The organism is Virgibacillus phasianinus (genome assembly GCF_002216775.1).
GTDB classification, from domain to species: domain Bacteria; phylum Bacillota; class Bacilli; order Bacillales; family Amphibacillaceae; genus Virgibacillus_F; species Virgibacillus_F phasianinus.
The window spans coordinates 2,087,528-2,102,283 of the sequence record NZ_CP022315.1 but is presented as its reverse complement, the minus strand read 5'-3'; the positions used below and the strand labels follow the sequence as shown (position 1 = coordinate 2,102,283).

Here is a 14,756-nt window from a genome sequence, read left to right as displayed (position 1 = left end):
TTTGCTTGCAGTGTTTAATGCATTAACATTACTTGTCCGTGGAACTCCGTGGGGTGTAACTTCGGCGTTTGCATTATGGGGATCAAAGGTAGCGATGTTCTTTGGAATTGATGTGACTAGTTGGGTTTATTGGTCCGGTGAGCGCGCTGCTGCGTTGGACCAATCTGTTCTGATGCATTCAACTAGTGTACTAGACTTCGGCGTTATCCTAGGTGCTTTTCTTGCCTCAACTGCTGGCGGGGTATTCGCGTTAAAGAAGGTCGGATTGAAGCGTGCATCGGCCGCAATAATCGGCGGCATTATGATGGGTTACGGTTCAAGGATTGCCTTCGGATGTAACATTGGTGCCTACTTCGGCGGCATCGCATCTTTCAGTATCCATGGCTGGGTATGGATGATTATGGCACTTGCCGGGACATTGGTTGCTTTATATTTACGTCCATTATTTGGCATGTCCGTTCCAAAATCAAAGGATTCATTCTGTTAAAAACATTCGGGCGGTGCCACTGGTACTGTCCGATTTTTATGCTCAGGATGACAGGAAATCAAATAAGCGGTAGAATTATAAGGTACTTTTATATAGTTAAGGGGTTAGACGATGAAATTATTCAGTAACATATTTAATCATTACTGGAATCCTTATGTTGCTATTATTCTAGCAGGGGTTCTTTCAGCTATTTATTTTGGACTTACCGGCTCAGTTTGGGCGGTAACAGGCGAGTTCACCCTTTTAGGGGGAAATATACTCCAGCTTTTCGGTGTCGACATATCAGGCTGGACATATTTTGATCTCGTACATATGAAAGGAACAACCTTCGCACGTCCCAGCGGCTGGATTGTCTGGGGCATGTTCATTGGCGCTTTAATGATGGTTCTTTTCAGCAATAACTTCAAAATCCGCATCCCCAGGCAGAAACGGCGGCTAGTACAGGGGTTAGTTGGTGGCATTATTGCTGGATTCGGCGCTCGGCTTGCATTGGGCTGCAACCTTGCTGCATTTTTCACTGGCGTCCCACAATTTTCTTTTCACTCTTGGATTTTTATCATAGGCACCGGGATTGGCACCTTGCTTGGAACCAAAATTGTTAAAACCAGGTGGTGGAAGGGTAAGCCGACGCTATTAAAGGGAAATGCAAATCCCTCTAAAAATGCAAGCCGCAAGATTCAACCCTATGTTGGTGCAATCATCACGCTTGCATATGCTGGCCTGATTATATATTTCTTTTTAACCGGCAAAAATATGCTCGGTATTGCATCATTATTCGGTGCCTTTTTTGGTATATTAATAGAACGCGGGCAAATTTGCTTCACCTCTGCATTCCGGGATTTGTGGATTAGCGGTCGTGGCGTTATGGCAAAGGCGATTATCTGGGGGATGGCAATCAGCTCCGTACTTACGTTGCTTGTCATTATCATCTATGGAATGGAGCCTATCACACAAATCGTTGCCCCAAGCACACTTGTTGGCGGATTTCTGTTTGGGCTTGGGATTGTTCTGGCCAGCAGCTGTGAAACAGGCATGATGTACCGGCTGATGGAAGGACAGATTCTTTATCTGACTGTATTTGCTGGTAACATTATTGGTGCAACCGTACTTGCATATGCTTGGGATCACCTTGGTGTATATAATCTGCTCGTTGCAAGCGGCAAGCCGATTAATCTCATTTCTGCAATCGGCCCTGCAGGCGCAATCATAGCAACACTAATTATGCTTGGTGTCTGTTACTTGATTACCGTCTACTGGCAAAAGAATTACCGGTTTGGCGTTGGATTCAAGAAAGGAGAACAAAAACATGTCAGTTGATTTCACCTTGGATTTACGGGGAGAATCTTGTCCCTATCCAGTCATTTATACATTGGAAGCCTTGGAAGGCATGGAAAAACAACAAATTCTTCAAGTTATCACAGACTGTCCATCTTCATTCCGGAACGTACCAGAAGAAGTACTAAAACACGGCTATCAATTTGCCAAAGATCCAGTTAAAAACGGGCAGGAATATTTGTTTTATGTAATAGCGTAGCGGATGCGTGAGCTGGGTGGAAGTGCTAACCCCCACTCGGGAGACAGATCTCAAAATCTGGCAGAGATTTAAAATTTGGCAAAACTACCAGCAGAACTAACTAAGAAGAGGCTGGGACAAAAGTGTTTTAGCCAGAGAGAAATCCGAACTATGATTCAATTCTTTGATTAGAATTTGAAGTAGTTCGGATTTTTTTGTCTGTTTTTGTAAACTAAAGCTAAAAAGTATGCGCTAGATTGTTTTCCGCTGCGGACCGTTGCGCACCTTAGGGCACGGCTTCAGCCTCCTTGCCCCGGCAAGGGGTATGCCGACGTTGCCCGCAAAGGGCGGTTTTAGTCAGCCTTCATTATTTAACCACTCTGCGGGGTCTTCAGCTCGCGCTGTTCTAAGCAGGAGTCAACGGTCCGGAGCGTAAGACACCACGTAATAGTGGACTTGCTATATAATACTGTTTTGTCTAATGACATATTAGCGGAGGAAAAACACGGAGACTCCTCGAAAAAGAAAAGCGCTTTTTCTTCGTGCGATGCTTATTCGGGGAAGCATTCCTTGTCCTGTGGGAGCAGAAGCCTAGATGAGACCCCGGAGAGCGTAAGGAGGCCACTGAAAAAGGTAAAATGTAGTACAAAATAGGTGGATCTATCATCGCATCTTGAATATACTGCGCTTTCCACGGGCGAGTGCCGAGTCTCCTCGGACTGCCGTCCTCCGGGGTCTCGCCGATCTCTCACTTCCCGCAGGAGTCTCCGTATATTCAAGATGCTAGGTAAAGGTGAAAAGCTAAATTTGTAAAATCCACCACTTTTTCAGTGGCCTTAGCGTAAGCTCGGGAGACTCATCAGCTGCCCACGGAAAGCGCAGTGTTTTTCCGCAGCGGTGACAGGGCACCGAACATGATAGTAGTTTATGTCAACTGCTTATTAAGATCCGATTGTTGGAAAGAAACATTCTAAACTTCCTACCCCTTGATCGTTCGTTTTTTGAGTTGGACATTTTAGTTTTTCCCAGCCTCTTCTTCCATTATCCTGATATAAACGTATCAACCTCATGTTTATACGGCATTGATTTTGCCGTCCCAGCCTTGGTTACGGATAATGCTGCCACAGCGTTTGCTCGTACCACCGCTTCCTCTAGCTTTATACCACTCGCAAGGAAAGTCGCGAATGCCCCGTTAAACGCATCACCTGCTCCCGTTGTGTCGGCAACGTCAACATCAAATCCGCTAGCAATCCATCCCTCATCTGTACCGTCATATACAAAGCACCCTTGTTTTCCAAGTGTAATAATAACCGTATCAATACCTTTCTCGATTAACTTTTGCGCAGCTGCTTGTGCTGTTTGTTGATCAGTTACCTCTATCCCGGTCATTAAGCTTGCCTCTGTTTCATTCGGTGTTACATATGTAATATCAGCAAGCAGGCGGTCACTCGTTTCCTGAAATGGTGCAGGATTCAAGACAATTGGTTTCGCATATTTTTTTGCCAACGTAATGGCTTGCTCGACGGCTTCCATCGCTGTTTCGAGCTGTACAAGGACAATATCAGCCTCCTGAAAAGCTTGTTCAGCAGCCAGTACATCTTCTTTTGTAATTTGTCCGCAAGCCCCAGGTGAAACGATAATCATATTCTCTCCCCGATCATCCACCGCAATGAGCGCAGTACCTGTCGCTGCGTTCGTATGGCGCGTTACATGAGTTTTATCGATTCCCTCTTTTTTAAAATTGGCCATCGCATCATCACCAAAGCTGTCGTTTCCTACCTTTGTCACCATCGTCACATCAGCACCCTGCCTTGCAGCGGAAACGGCCTGATTGCTCCCTTTCCCGCCGGGTCCCATTGAAAAAGGTCCACCCAAAACGGTTTCCCCAGCCTTTGGCATATGCGGCGTGCGGCTCATCAAATCCACTACATAACTTCCGACAATTACTACTTTCGCCATGATTATCCCCCTTTTTTGTGGTTGTACTGTTGTAAAAATAAGTATAGCAGACATAAGTTTTCGTGCTCTAGCAAAATTTCCGACCTTTTTTGATAAATTAATCCCGTTTGCTCTGAAATACAAGCCAATTATCGAATCATACAAGCCAACATACTAAAAATATATGCGAATCTATCCAAATACAATCCAATCTGAAAAATACGATCCTCATACCAAAAAATACAAGCCAGAAATCCGAAATACCAGCCATACCGGCTGGCTTTTAATCTATTATTTAATAAAACTGGTATTCACTAGTCCATCTAAATTTGGTTTATCTTTTAAAAATTCTAGTTCATACGAGGAAGTAGCGAAATCCTGCAGAGTCTTGCCATCTATTTCATAGGTGAAATTGATTCGTTCCCATGCGTTATCGATCACGGATTTCGAAAGATCTTGATCGGTAATTTCTTTGATTTTATCGATTGCGATTGTTTTTGCTTCTTCCGGGTTTTCCTGAATAAATTTGGTTGCCTTTTTATGGGCATCGACAATGCTTTGAACCATATCCGGATTATTTTTAACAAGATCCTGTGATGTTACAAATACTGCTGCAGGCAATGTATTACCGTACGCAACGTCTGGCGTGTTGACAAGAACTTTCCCGCTTCCTTTTGCCTCAATAACGGATGCCCATGGTTCCGGAACTGTTGCTGCATCAACGTTTCCTGCCTGGAACATGCTGGAATAGGTTGCTGGTTTTCCTGTCACATGCTTCATTTCTCCGCCAATCCGTTTGGATGTTACGCCATATTCTTCTTTCATCATCGTTTCAAATTGAACATCATGCGTGCAGCCTACCCCAGGTGAGATAAACGTTTTTCCCACTAGGTCTTCAGGATTTTTAATATCTGACCCTTTACGAGCCATGATAACTGTACCACCTGTTGATCCTGCAGCAACGACATTAATTTTAGCTCCACTGATGTAGTGATTCATCGCAGGTCCCGGTCCAACAAGTCCGCCTTCTATTTCACCGGTTTCAATTGCTGTCATAAATGCTGACCCATCAGGGAAATATTTATAGTTGACCTTAGTCCCTTCAGGAAGTGTCTCGGAATACATGTCTTTTTCTTCAGCAACCATCCCTGCAACATGGTTAATGTTTGGGAAGTATCCGATTGTAATTTCCTTGGACCCGTCATTACCAGCGGCCTGTTCATCACTGTTCCCGCAAGCAGCTAACAGCAAACTAAGTGCTGCAAAAATCAATAATGCGAATAATTTTTTCATATAGGTTTCCCCTCTCCTCTATTTAACTAAACCCCAGCGTTTCATCACGTTTTTTTCTAATTTGGAAAATACCAGCTGATCGACGACTGCGCCAATCACGCCGATAATTATGATAATCCCGATTACTTGATCCATCCGGGCATAATCCTGTGCGTACCGAAGCGAGTAGCCAAGCCCAGGTCCATTACTAAGCAATTCACCAGCCATTAGCGCACGCCAGCTGAAGGCCCAGGCGAGCCTGATCCCTGACATGAAGTAAGGAATACCCGCCGGAACCTCAACCCGGCAGAATAATCCGACTCCCTTTGTCCCCATCGTTCTAGCCGCACGAATGAACTGCGGTGGGACATTGTGAATTGCAGATCTGACATTCAACGCCATCACAAATGTTCCGCCTAATACGACAACGAACACGACCGCAAATTCGGTAAATCCAAACAGCATAATCGCTAATGGGACCCAGACAATGCTTGGAATACTCTGCAAGGCGATTAAATACATACCCGCTGTTTCATCAGCTTGCCTGGATTTTCCCAGGATTACGCCCAATATCGTCCCGAACAGGATTGCCATCGCAAGTCCAATGAGCAAGTGTTTGAAGCTGGCGCCCAATGCCCCAACCAGGTCCCCGGCCTTGAATCCTTCATACAATGATGTAAAGACTTGAGTTGGTGATGGGAAAATAATGTCGGCAAACACGTTCGTTGAATAAATAATCTGCCATAAGCCAATGATTGCAATTAAAAATACGACACGTTTAATGACTATATTGAATTTCATTTGATAGCTCTTCCTTTAAAACCTTATTAATTTCGTCTTCAAGTAAATCCATCACTCTATTTTCAAGCTCCATAACTTTGCTATCGTCCCTCTGTCTCGGTCTTGGCAAATCTATAGTAAAGTCGGTGATAATCCGCCCTGGGCGCGTACCCATCACAACCACTCGATCTGATAGTTTAATAGCTTCCTGAATGCTATGGGTAACGAACAGAATTGTTTTTTGCGTTTCCTGCCAGATTTTAATTAATTCATCCTGTAAAATGTGACGAGTTTGTTCGTCAAGCGCTCCAAACGGTTCATCCATTAAGAGAACCTGTGGATCCATGGCGAGTGCCCTGGCAATAGCAACACGCTGCTGCATTCCACCGGACAACTCGTAAATAAAGCTATTTTTGAAGCGGCTTAAGTGAACCATTTTCAGAAATTGATCTGCCCGCGCTTCCGCTTCTTTTTTACCAATCCTTCCTTTTAATGGAAAGGTTATGTTACCTGTGACATTTAACCATGGGAACAAGGATGGCTGCTGAAAAACCATGCCACGGTCAGGCCCTGCCTGTTTTATTTCTTTATCCTGAAGTGTAATGGAGCCTTCTGTGGCGCTTTCAAGACCAGCTACCATCGAGAGCAATGTTGACTTCCCACAACCAGAAGGCCCCAGGATAGATACGAACTGGTTTTCAGAAACGTCTAAATTAATATTGGAAAAAACTTCAAACGACGATTGCTGATCGCGATCGATAAACGTTTTACCAATCTGATTCATTTGCAGAAACAACTAAACTACCTCCCCCTAAAATCATTATAATTCCGATATAAATAGTCGGGTTTTAATTTAGTATACGCATTCGCTGATATTTGTGTCAATTACTATTTACTTTTTATGGGGAAGAAGTATAGAACTACAAAGGTGGGATATTGCTTTGGCGTCGGCCCGCTTTATTAGAAAAGCGGAAGCGCCCGTTTAGAAGCGGACGCATAAGCAAGGGACCGTAGAACGCACGGGTTTCGCGTTCGTAGTGTCCATTGCTTATGACGGCAGCTTCTGGGCGCTGGAGCTAGACATATTTTGTTTTGTACTTTCTGATCTTTTTAGAAAATCCTGGCTTATCGCCAAGAACTAATGGCGAAAGCCTTAGATTTTTTTATATTTTATACCGATAAAGATTTATACTCCCTCTTAAAAGTGTAAAAAAACGCAAGGTGAATTTCATTGTGAAATACCTAGCGTTTTTTTATCGTATAGGCTTACCTACTCCTCGCCAATCAATCCCATACTCAAGTACCGCTCACCACTATCAGGTGCAATACAGAGTACACGTTTTCCTTTGCCCAGTTTTTTTGCCACTTCAATTGCCGTATAGATGGATGCCGCACCGGATAATCCCACAAATAGACCCTCCACTCGCGGCAGTTTCTTAAACATGTCGACTGCAATGTCATCGTCAATCAACAGGATATCATCATAAACAGTTGTGTTTAAAATATCCGGAATAAATCCTGGACTTGTTCCCACAAGCTTATGCTTGCCAGGTTTCCCGCCAGATAAAACGGGTGAACCCTTTGGCTCGGCAATGGTAATCGAAAGGTCCGGCAGTTTTTCTTTTAAAACTTCGCCTGTGCCTGTCACCGTTCCGCCTGTACCCGCCGTGCAAACAAATGCATCCAGGTTACCATTCATTTGTTCCATTATTTCAAGTGCCGTTGTGATTCGATGTACATCTGAATTAGCCTTGTTTTCGAATTGCTGTGGGATAAAACTGCCAGGGTTTTCAGCCTGTAATTCCAATGCCTTCCGGATAGCTCCAGGCATTTTTTCCCCACTAGGTACCAACACAACCTCCGCACCGTACGCTTTTAAAATATTTCTTCGTTCCATTGTACTGTTGTCCGGCATGATCAATATCGCCTGGTATCCCTTTGCCGCGGCAGCCATGGCAAGACCAATTCCGGTATTACCGCTGGTCGGCTCAATAATCATGCCCCCTGGCTTGAGGATTCCCTTCTCTTCCGCAACCCTAATCATATTGATCGCGGCGCGGTCTTTGACACTACGGCTCGGATTAAACATCTCAAGCTTAACAAACACATCCGCAGCATCGTCAGGGACAAGCTTGTTCAACTTGACAACTGGTGTATCTCCCATTAGCTCTGTTATATTATCTGCAACCTTCATTCCAGTCACCTTCCCAATCATCAACAGAATTTAATTCCAAGTAATTCACTATACATTTTACTAATGAACAGCCAATCCTTACAACTAATATGATTATTTGCAAAAAAACTTTGGGTTGCTCAGTATGGCTGTTAATCGTTTTCCCTGTTTTTTTTACTGCTGTGGATCGGGTTCAAGCGTTTTCTCTCGGTTCGATTCAAGGGACAGGTCTCGTGTCCACCTTGGGGACGCGGGACCTGTCCCTAAGTCCCATATTCTCCAATTCTACTTCATGAGGGCCAATCTAACTTGATGTGTGGGATATATCTCTGAATGACAGCGCTTACCGTAACTATATCGCTTATATGCACCCGACTTACCTAAAAACCCTTGAAGTATCCATTTTACATGTTATTATTTATACTTAATCAAAATCGTTAAAGGGGCGTTTCAATAAAATTTAACGAATTACTATTCAAAGCAGAACATATGGATATTGATATTACCCAGGAGTTACTGGTAGTGGCCCTGTTTAATGGATAAAAAACATATCAGCCACTTTTTAACCACTTAAACCTTTTCACGTTTCCTCTTATTTAAGTAAAGGTTCTCCTCCCGTTATCACGGGATAAAAACAAATACCATTCAATCAAACGTACACCAGAGAATTAAAATACGAAGGAGTGTTGACTTGACACCTGAAATTAACACAAAAAAGAGAATTGTAATTAAAATTGGGAGCAGTTCCCTAACAAGCATAAATGGTGAAGTAAGCCGAAGAAAAGTCGAAAAGCTAGTTGATGAAGTTGTTCGCTTAAAAGATGACGGCTTTGAAGTTTTACTTGTTTCTTCAGGTGCTGTGTCGGCTGGATACCGCAGATTGGGTTATCTCACCCGTCCGGAATCATTACCTGAAAAGCAAGCATCCGCGTCCATCGGTCAGGGATTGCTTATTGAAACATATTCAGATATTTTTATGTCACATGGGTATGTTGCTTCACAGATCTTAATCACCCGTGATGATTTTTCTGATGAACATCGTTATAACAATGCACGAAATACCATTAATGTATTACTCGAGAGAGGGATTGTGCCAATCGTTAATGAAAATGACACAATTTCAATGGACTTTTTGAAATTTGGCGATAACGATACGCTCTCCGCAAAAGTTGCTGGACTTGTTGATGCGGATCAGCTAATTATCCTTTCTGATATTGATGGGTTATATGATGCAGACCCACGAAAAGATGAAAATGCCAAGCTTCTCGATGAAGTAAATGAGATTACGCCGGAAATTGAAGCCGCTGCTGGTGATCCAGGCAGTGCGAATGGCACAGGCGGGATGAAGTCAAAAATCGAAGCAATAAAAATCGCTATGGCTTCCGGAATATCTTCCTTTTTAGGAAATGCAACAACCAAACACATTGTGTATGATGCAGTGAATCATGATGCGAAGGGCTCGTATTTTGATCCAAAAAACAACATTCAGAATTTAAATCGGAAAAAACAATGGATTGCGTTTAACTCTGGTCCTGAAGGGGAAGTAACAGTAAACCCTACTACAAGGGAAGCGATTATAAATGAAAAAATCAGTATACACCCAACAGATCTGCACACGGTAAGCGGACGTTTCGATCAAGGTGCAGTTGTGAAAATTATCGATGTTACCGGTGAGGTCATTGGTCTTGGCATCGTGAACTATTCATCAAAAGCGTTGAATCAATTAATTAATAAGACAGAAATTGAAATGAAAGACTACCAAAACGCTGCGATTGAAAGTAAACACCTTGTTTGCCATTTAGATAAAGAAGTACCCGTAAATGATTTAATTACAAATTAACTTTGGAGGGATAAGATGACCATTACAACGAACAAAGTAAATGTGGAAGAACAGGCAATTCGTGCCAAAAAGGCTGGTAAAACCTTATCATTATTAACCACTGAAGAAAAAAACGAAGCATTGCTTACGCTTGCCGACATCCTGGATCAAGAATACGAAACAATCTTAAAAGCCAATGAAGAAGATTTAAAAAACGGCCGTGAAAAAGGCTATGAAGCAGCGTTTATCGACCGACTGACACTGACCAAGGAAAGAATTGAAGATTTCGCCCAAGGTCTTCGTGAAGTGGCTGAACTGGATGACCCAACAGGCATTACCAATTCTGACTGGACACTTGATAATGGATTAAACGTGAAACAGGTAACCGTCCCGCTTGGTGTGATTGGTATGATTTATGAAGCCCGTCCAAATGTAACGGTGGACGCTACTGGTCTTGCGTTAAAGTCCGGTAATGCCATTGTTTTAAAGGGTGGTTCATCCGCTATTATTTCCAATCAGGCAATCGTTGACGTGATACACCAAGGACTGGAGCAGACGAAAATCCCGAAAGATGCTGTTCAATTTATTGCCAGTACTGACCGGGAAGCAACACAGCAATTGTTTACCATGAAAGAACATATTGATGTGCTCATCCCGCGCGGTGGCGGATCATTAATCCAGGCAGTAGTAAACAATGCAACTGTTCCCGTTCTAGAAACAGGCGTCGGAAATTGTCATCTTTATATTGATGCGGAGGCAGATGTACAGAAGGCTTTAGCCATTCTCGTTAACGCCAAGTTAGACCGTCCAGCTGTATGCAATGCGATCGAAACAACCATTATCCATCAGCATTGGCTGGATAAAAATAAAGATGCATTGATTGACACATTGCAAAAGAACAATATCCATGTTCATGGTGACAGCACCATAACCGAGATTATTCCTAGTGCAGTTCCTGCTGAAGAAACTGACTGGGCTAATGAATATTTGTGCAGTGACATTGCAATTAAGACTGTAGCAAACGTTTCAGAAGCAGTCCAGCACATTGAAACGTATGGTACCAAACACTCGGAAGCAATTGTCACAGAAAACAAAGAGACTGCCGAGAAATTTATGAAACTTGTAGATGCGGCAGCATTGTATCATAATGCTTCAACCCGTTTTACCGATGGAAGTGCGCTTGGCTTTGGTGCAGAAATTGGAATATCCACACAAAAACTGCATGCACGCGGACCAATGGGACTGAAAGCCTTAACCACGATAAAATATATCATGCATGGCGATGGACAAATTAGATAAATACTTGTGCCTGACGCCCAGAACTTAATTTCCGGGCGCCAGGCATTTTTTTGTGTTAAATTTCTATTCTATTTCCAAATCCCTTTTCCAGTGCCTTCATATAGACCCCTTTGGCCACAACTAGATCAAAATATGCTGCACCAACAGATTTGAAAAACGTAATTTCCTCATCGGATTCTCGAATTTTTTTGTCACTCATATTCAATTCACTAAGTTCCCCGTATAATTTTGAAAAACTCCAATCACTATTCTCATCAGCATGAATTAGTTCACCGGCTTCTTCTTTTACACCCGCTAAATCATCCACCACGATTTTCGAAGCCTTTTGGATAGTAGTCAAATCAACTTCGCGCATCGTGGCCAAATACGATCCAATACCATTAATATGCGTTCCGCTTTTAAGATCAGCACCTTTAAATACAGGCACATCCGATCGGGTGCTGCAGCAAATAATATCAGATTCAGTAACAACTTCATCAACATTTTCCTCTACATATACTTCCATGCCAACTCCAATATTGTTCAGCTTTTCCTTAAAAGATTTCGCCTTTTCCTTTGTTCGGTTAAATAAAATAATCGTTTCCATATCACGGACCGCTAAAACCCCAAGGACCTGTTCAAATGCCATTGCTCCAGTCCCAATCACTCCTAAAACCTTGGAATTTCTTCGTGCTAGTTTGTCGGTTCCGATCCCGCTTAATGCTCCTGTTCTTAACCGGGTTAAATAAGAGGCATTCATCAAGCATAAATGCTCACCGGTTGTGGCATCAGTAAGCATCAGTACTCCCTGTGTAGTTGGTTTGCCCTTGGCAGGGTTGTCTGGAAAAATCGTGACGGCCTTCACGGAGGCGATGTCTTGTGATAAATCGGCACTGGGCATATACAAGGACGATGCTTGATACGCAGGAATGTCGATAACAGTTCGTTCAGGACTATCAATCAGCCCTCCCTTTTTCGAATGTAGTCCCTTTTTCAGGTCGGAGATTGCGTCATCCATAAAATAGTTCTGTTTAATAGCTTCCTCTGAAATAACCAGCATGTTAGCACCCCTTCTAATATTTTTTCTACGATCATTTTACTGCATATACGTCATCAGTCGCTTCATAAGCAGACGATCTTGTCAAAAACGAAACAACGAATCAGCGACATGATAATCACGGAAACTTTGCTGTATCCCAACAATTTCTTATCATCTTTTTTTTCATTCTGGGTTTGATAATATCATTTACAATGGATGATGCGCCTGAAAATCAGTGACACCCTTACCTCTTTAATACTCAGTTATCTATTTTATCGACAAATCAATATTAGTAACTATTGTAGGGTCAACATAATTTTTTTGTCAACAAATTTTTAGGATTATTTAGAATTGTTTACTTATTCTATACTTTATGCTACCTTAGATTCATTATTATATTGTCGACAAGTCAACAGGAAAAGGGTGGTCTACATGCAAAAGATAACCGGGTTCATCTGTGATGAAAGCTACTTTTGGCATCAAACAGGAAATGGCGCGCTAATGTTGAATGCGGGTGGTTGGATACAGGAAGATGCGTATGCGGAAAATCCAGAAACAAAACGGCGGATAAAGAATTTACTGGATCGTTCCAAATTTATTAAAGAGCTGGAACAGTTAGAGCCGAGGTATGCCACTCGTGCAGATATCGAGAAAAACCATGCACCCGATTACATTGAAAGGGTTAAAGCGTTAAGCGAAGGTGGCGGCGGAGATGCTGGTGAACACGCTAATGTTGGACCTGCTTCCTATGAAATTGCATTACTATCTGCCGGCGGGGCTTTAACTGCAGTGGACGCAGTAATGAAGGAGCAAGTCCGCAATGCTTATGCCCTCACCCGTCCCCCTGGCCATCATGCCAAACAAACTGGAGGAATGGGATTTTGTCTATTTAACAATATTGCGATTGCGGCAAAATATGCCCGTGAAATATATGGGCTAAAGCGTATATTGATTCTGGATTGGGATGTACACCACGGAAATGGAACGGAAAGTGCTTTTTATGCTGACCCCGATGTTTTATTTATTTCTGTGCATCAGGAAAATATTTTCCCGAAACACCGCGGCGCTATTACATATACCGGTGAAGGAGATGGATTGGGTTATAATGTTAACATCGAATTACCCGCCGGAACAGGAAACGAAGGATATGACTATACGGTTGAACAAGTAATCGAACCTATTGTTAATCAGTTTCAGCCAGAGCTGATTTTGGTCTCCGCTGGTCAGGATCCAAGCCGGTTTGACCCGCTCGGACGGATGCTTGTTACGGCCGAAGGTTTTTATAACATGGCTGCAAAGGTAAAGGCGCTAGCGGAAAAACATTGTAATGGAAAATTAGTTGCTTGCCATGAAGGCGGCTATAGCACTTCATATGTCCCGTTTTGCACACTGAAAGTTTTGGAAGCCTTTAGTGGGAAACGCAGTCAGGTTGAGGACCCATTTGACCTCGGATATCATGAAGGACCAGTCTATCAAAATCAAATAGAGGCCATTGATAAAGTAAAAGAGATTCAAAGAAAATACTGGAATTTGTAGTCCAGAGTATAATTGCGAAAGTTCCGGATGACAGACCCTGCCCATTACCTATATACTTAGGATAGTTTGTGGGAGGGATGATAGATGAATAGAACTACGAAGGACATTATTCTTATTATTATTGGGTCACTAATATTTGCAATCGGCATTAATTATTTTGCCATCCCGAACCGCTTATCTGAGGGTGGTGTGATCGGGGTTACTATCGTTACGTATTATTTATTTGACTGGTCGCCGGGGCTTGTTAACTTTGTAGTGAACACGTTATTATTGGCAATTGGCTACAAGTTTTTCAGTAAACGAATCATTTGGTATACGGTCATTTCCATCCTGTTTACCTCTCTTTTCCTATTTGTAACAGATCATATCGGACAAGAGATTAATGGCGATACATTGCTTGCTGCCTTATTCGCCGGTTTGACGGTTGGACTTGGACTCGGTCTGATATTCCGCACCGGCGGGACTTCAGGTGGTTCGGCTATCCTTGCGCGGCTGTCCAATCAACTTCTTGGCTGGAGTATTGGAAAAGGAATGCTCATCATCGATATCATCGTAATTGCAGGGTCCTCTTTTATCATTGGTCAGGAAAAAGCTATGTACACGCTGATCTCCGTATATGTCGGGGCTAAGGTCATTGATATCATTGTGGAAGGCGCCAATGAACGTACGGCGGTGATGATTATTTCTGAACACCCGGACGCAGTGCTAGAACAGGTAATCAATAAAATGGAGCGCGGTTTGACTATTTTAGAAGGCCGGGGCGGCTATACGAAAGAAAATCGAGAAGTTCTTTATCTAGTTATCAATAAACAGGAAATTGTCCAGCTTCGAAAGATCATCGAGGATATCGATCCGATCGCCTATGTGACGGTGCACAATGTACAGGAGATATTCAGAAAAGGGTATAAAGGAGCTTGATGG

Annotated in this window: 13 protein-coding genes; 7 read left to right on the top strand and 6 right to left on the bottom strand. The window is 42.9% G+C overall.

Annotated elements, in window-relative coordinates:
• Position 1 precedes the first annotated feature (1 nt).
• The 3 genes from CFK37_RS20635 (at position 2) to yedF (ending at position 2,021) form a co-directional block, all read left to right on the top strand.
• Positions 2-487 carry a YeeE/YedE thiosulfate transporter family protein gene (locus tag CFK37_RS20635; protein ID WP_342746694.1) on the top strand — a complete coding sequence of 162 codons (486 nt, stop codon included), beginning with the start codon at positions 2-4 and terminating at the stop codon, positions 485-487.
• A gap of 111 nt (positions 488-598) precedes the next feature.
• Positions 599-1,804, top strand: a complete 1,206-nt coding sequence (gene yedE, locus CFK37_RS10150) for a selenium metabolism membrane protein YedE/FdhT (protein WP_089061744.1) — start codon at positions 599-601, stop codon at positions 1,802-1,804.
• Positions 1,794-2,021 (top strand): sulfurtransferase-like selenium metabolism protein YedF, encoded by a 228-nt coding sequence (gene yedF / locus CFK37_RS10145; RefSeq protein ID WP_089061743.1) that lies wholly within the window; start codon positions 1,794-1,796, stop codon positions 2,019-2,021. Before yedE ends, yedF begins: the two co-directional genes overlap by 11 nt.
• A 1,020-nt stretch (positions 2,022-3,041) precedes the next feature.
• Here the strand turns inward: yedF and rbsK are convergent.
• The 5 genes from rbsK to cysK all read right to left on the bottom strand — a co-directional run bounded on the left by rbsK (position 3,042) and on the right by cysK (position 8,184).
• Positions 3,042-3,959, bottom strand: a complete 918-nt coding sequence (gene rbsK / locus CFK37_RS10140; RefSeq protein WP_089061742.1) for a ribokinase — start codon at positions 3,957-3,959, stop codon at positions 3,042-3,044.
• A gap of 270 nt (positions 3,960-4,229) precedes the next feature.
• The gene (locus CFK37_RS10135; RefSeq protein WP_089061741.1) at positions 4,230-5,231 is read right to left on the bottom strand and encodes an aliphatic sulfonate ABC transporter substrate-binding protein; all 1,002 of its coding nucleotides are present in this window, start codon (positions 5,229-5,231) and stop codon (positions 4,230-4,232) included.
• Between the two features lie 18 nt (positions 5,232-5,249).
• Positions 5,250-6,011 carry an ABC transporter permease gene (locus CFK37_RS10130; RefSeq protein WP_089061740.1) on the bottom strand — a complete coding sequence of 254 codons (762 nt, stop codon included), beginning with the start codon at positions 6,009-6,011 and terminating at the stop codon, positions 5,250-5,252.
• Positions 5,989-6,786, bottom strand: a complete 798-nt coding sequence (locus tag CFK37_RS10125) for an ABC transporter ATP-binding protein (protein ID WP_172840488.1) — start codon at positions 6,784-6,786, stop codon at positions 5,989-5,991. The genes CFK37_RS10130 and CFK37_RS10125 overlap by 23 nt, the downstream gene beginning before the upstream one ends.
• 474 nt (positions 6,787-7,260) lie before the next feature.
• A complete protein-coding gene (gene cysK, locus CFK37_RS10120; RefSeq protein WP_089061739.1) occupies positions 7,261-8,184 on the bottom strand; it encodes a cysteine synthase A in 924 nt (307 codons plus the stop codon).
• 670 nt (positions 8,185-8,854) lie between these two features.
• Between cysK and proB the strand changes: the two genes are divergently transcribed.
• Positions 8,855-10,003 (top strand): glutamate 5-kinase, encoded by a 1,149-nt coding sequence (proB, locus tag CFK37_RS10115; RefSeq protein ID WP_089061738.1) that lies wholly within the window; start codon positions 8,855-8,857, stop codon positions 10,001-10,003.
• Positions 10,004-10,018: 15 nt separating this feature from the next.
• Complete coding sequence (locus CFK37_RS10110) at positions 10,019-11,281, top strand: glutamate-5-semialdehyde dehydrogenase (protein ID WP_089061737.1); 1,263 nt, start codon at positions 10,019-10,021, stop codon at positions 11,279-11,281.
• Positions 11,282-11,336: 55 nt separating this feature from the next.
• Here the strand turns inward: CFK37_RS10110 and CFK37_RS10105 are convergent, their stop codons facing one another.
• Positions 11,337-12,320, bottom strand: a complete 984-nt coding sequence (locus CFK37_RS10105; RefSeq protein WP_089061736.1) for an ornithine cyclodeaminase family protein — start codon at positions 12,318-12,320, stop codon at positions 11,337-11,339.
• A 411-nt stretch (positions 12,321-12,731) separates the two neighbouring features.
• Here CFK37_RS10105 and CFK37_RS10100 point away from each other — a divergent pair, with 411 nt between their 5' ends.
• Both CFK37_RS10100 and CFK37_RS10095 read left to right on the top strand, forming a co-directional pair.
• Positions 12,732-13,835, top strand: coding sequence for a class II histone deacetylase (locus CFK37_RS10100; protein ID WP_089061735.1), 1,104 nt, complete (start codon positions 12,732-12,734; stop codon positions 13,833-13,835).
• An 84-nt stretch (positions 13,836-13,919) separates the two neighbouring features.
• Positions 13,920-14,753: a YitT family protein gene (locus tag CFK37_RS10095; RefSeq protein WP_089061734.1), complete on the top strand. Its 834-nt coding sequence runs from the start codon at positions 13,920-13,922 to the stop codon at positions 14,751-14,753.
• Positions 14,754-14,756 lie beyond the last annotated feature (3 nt).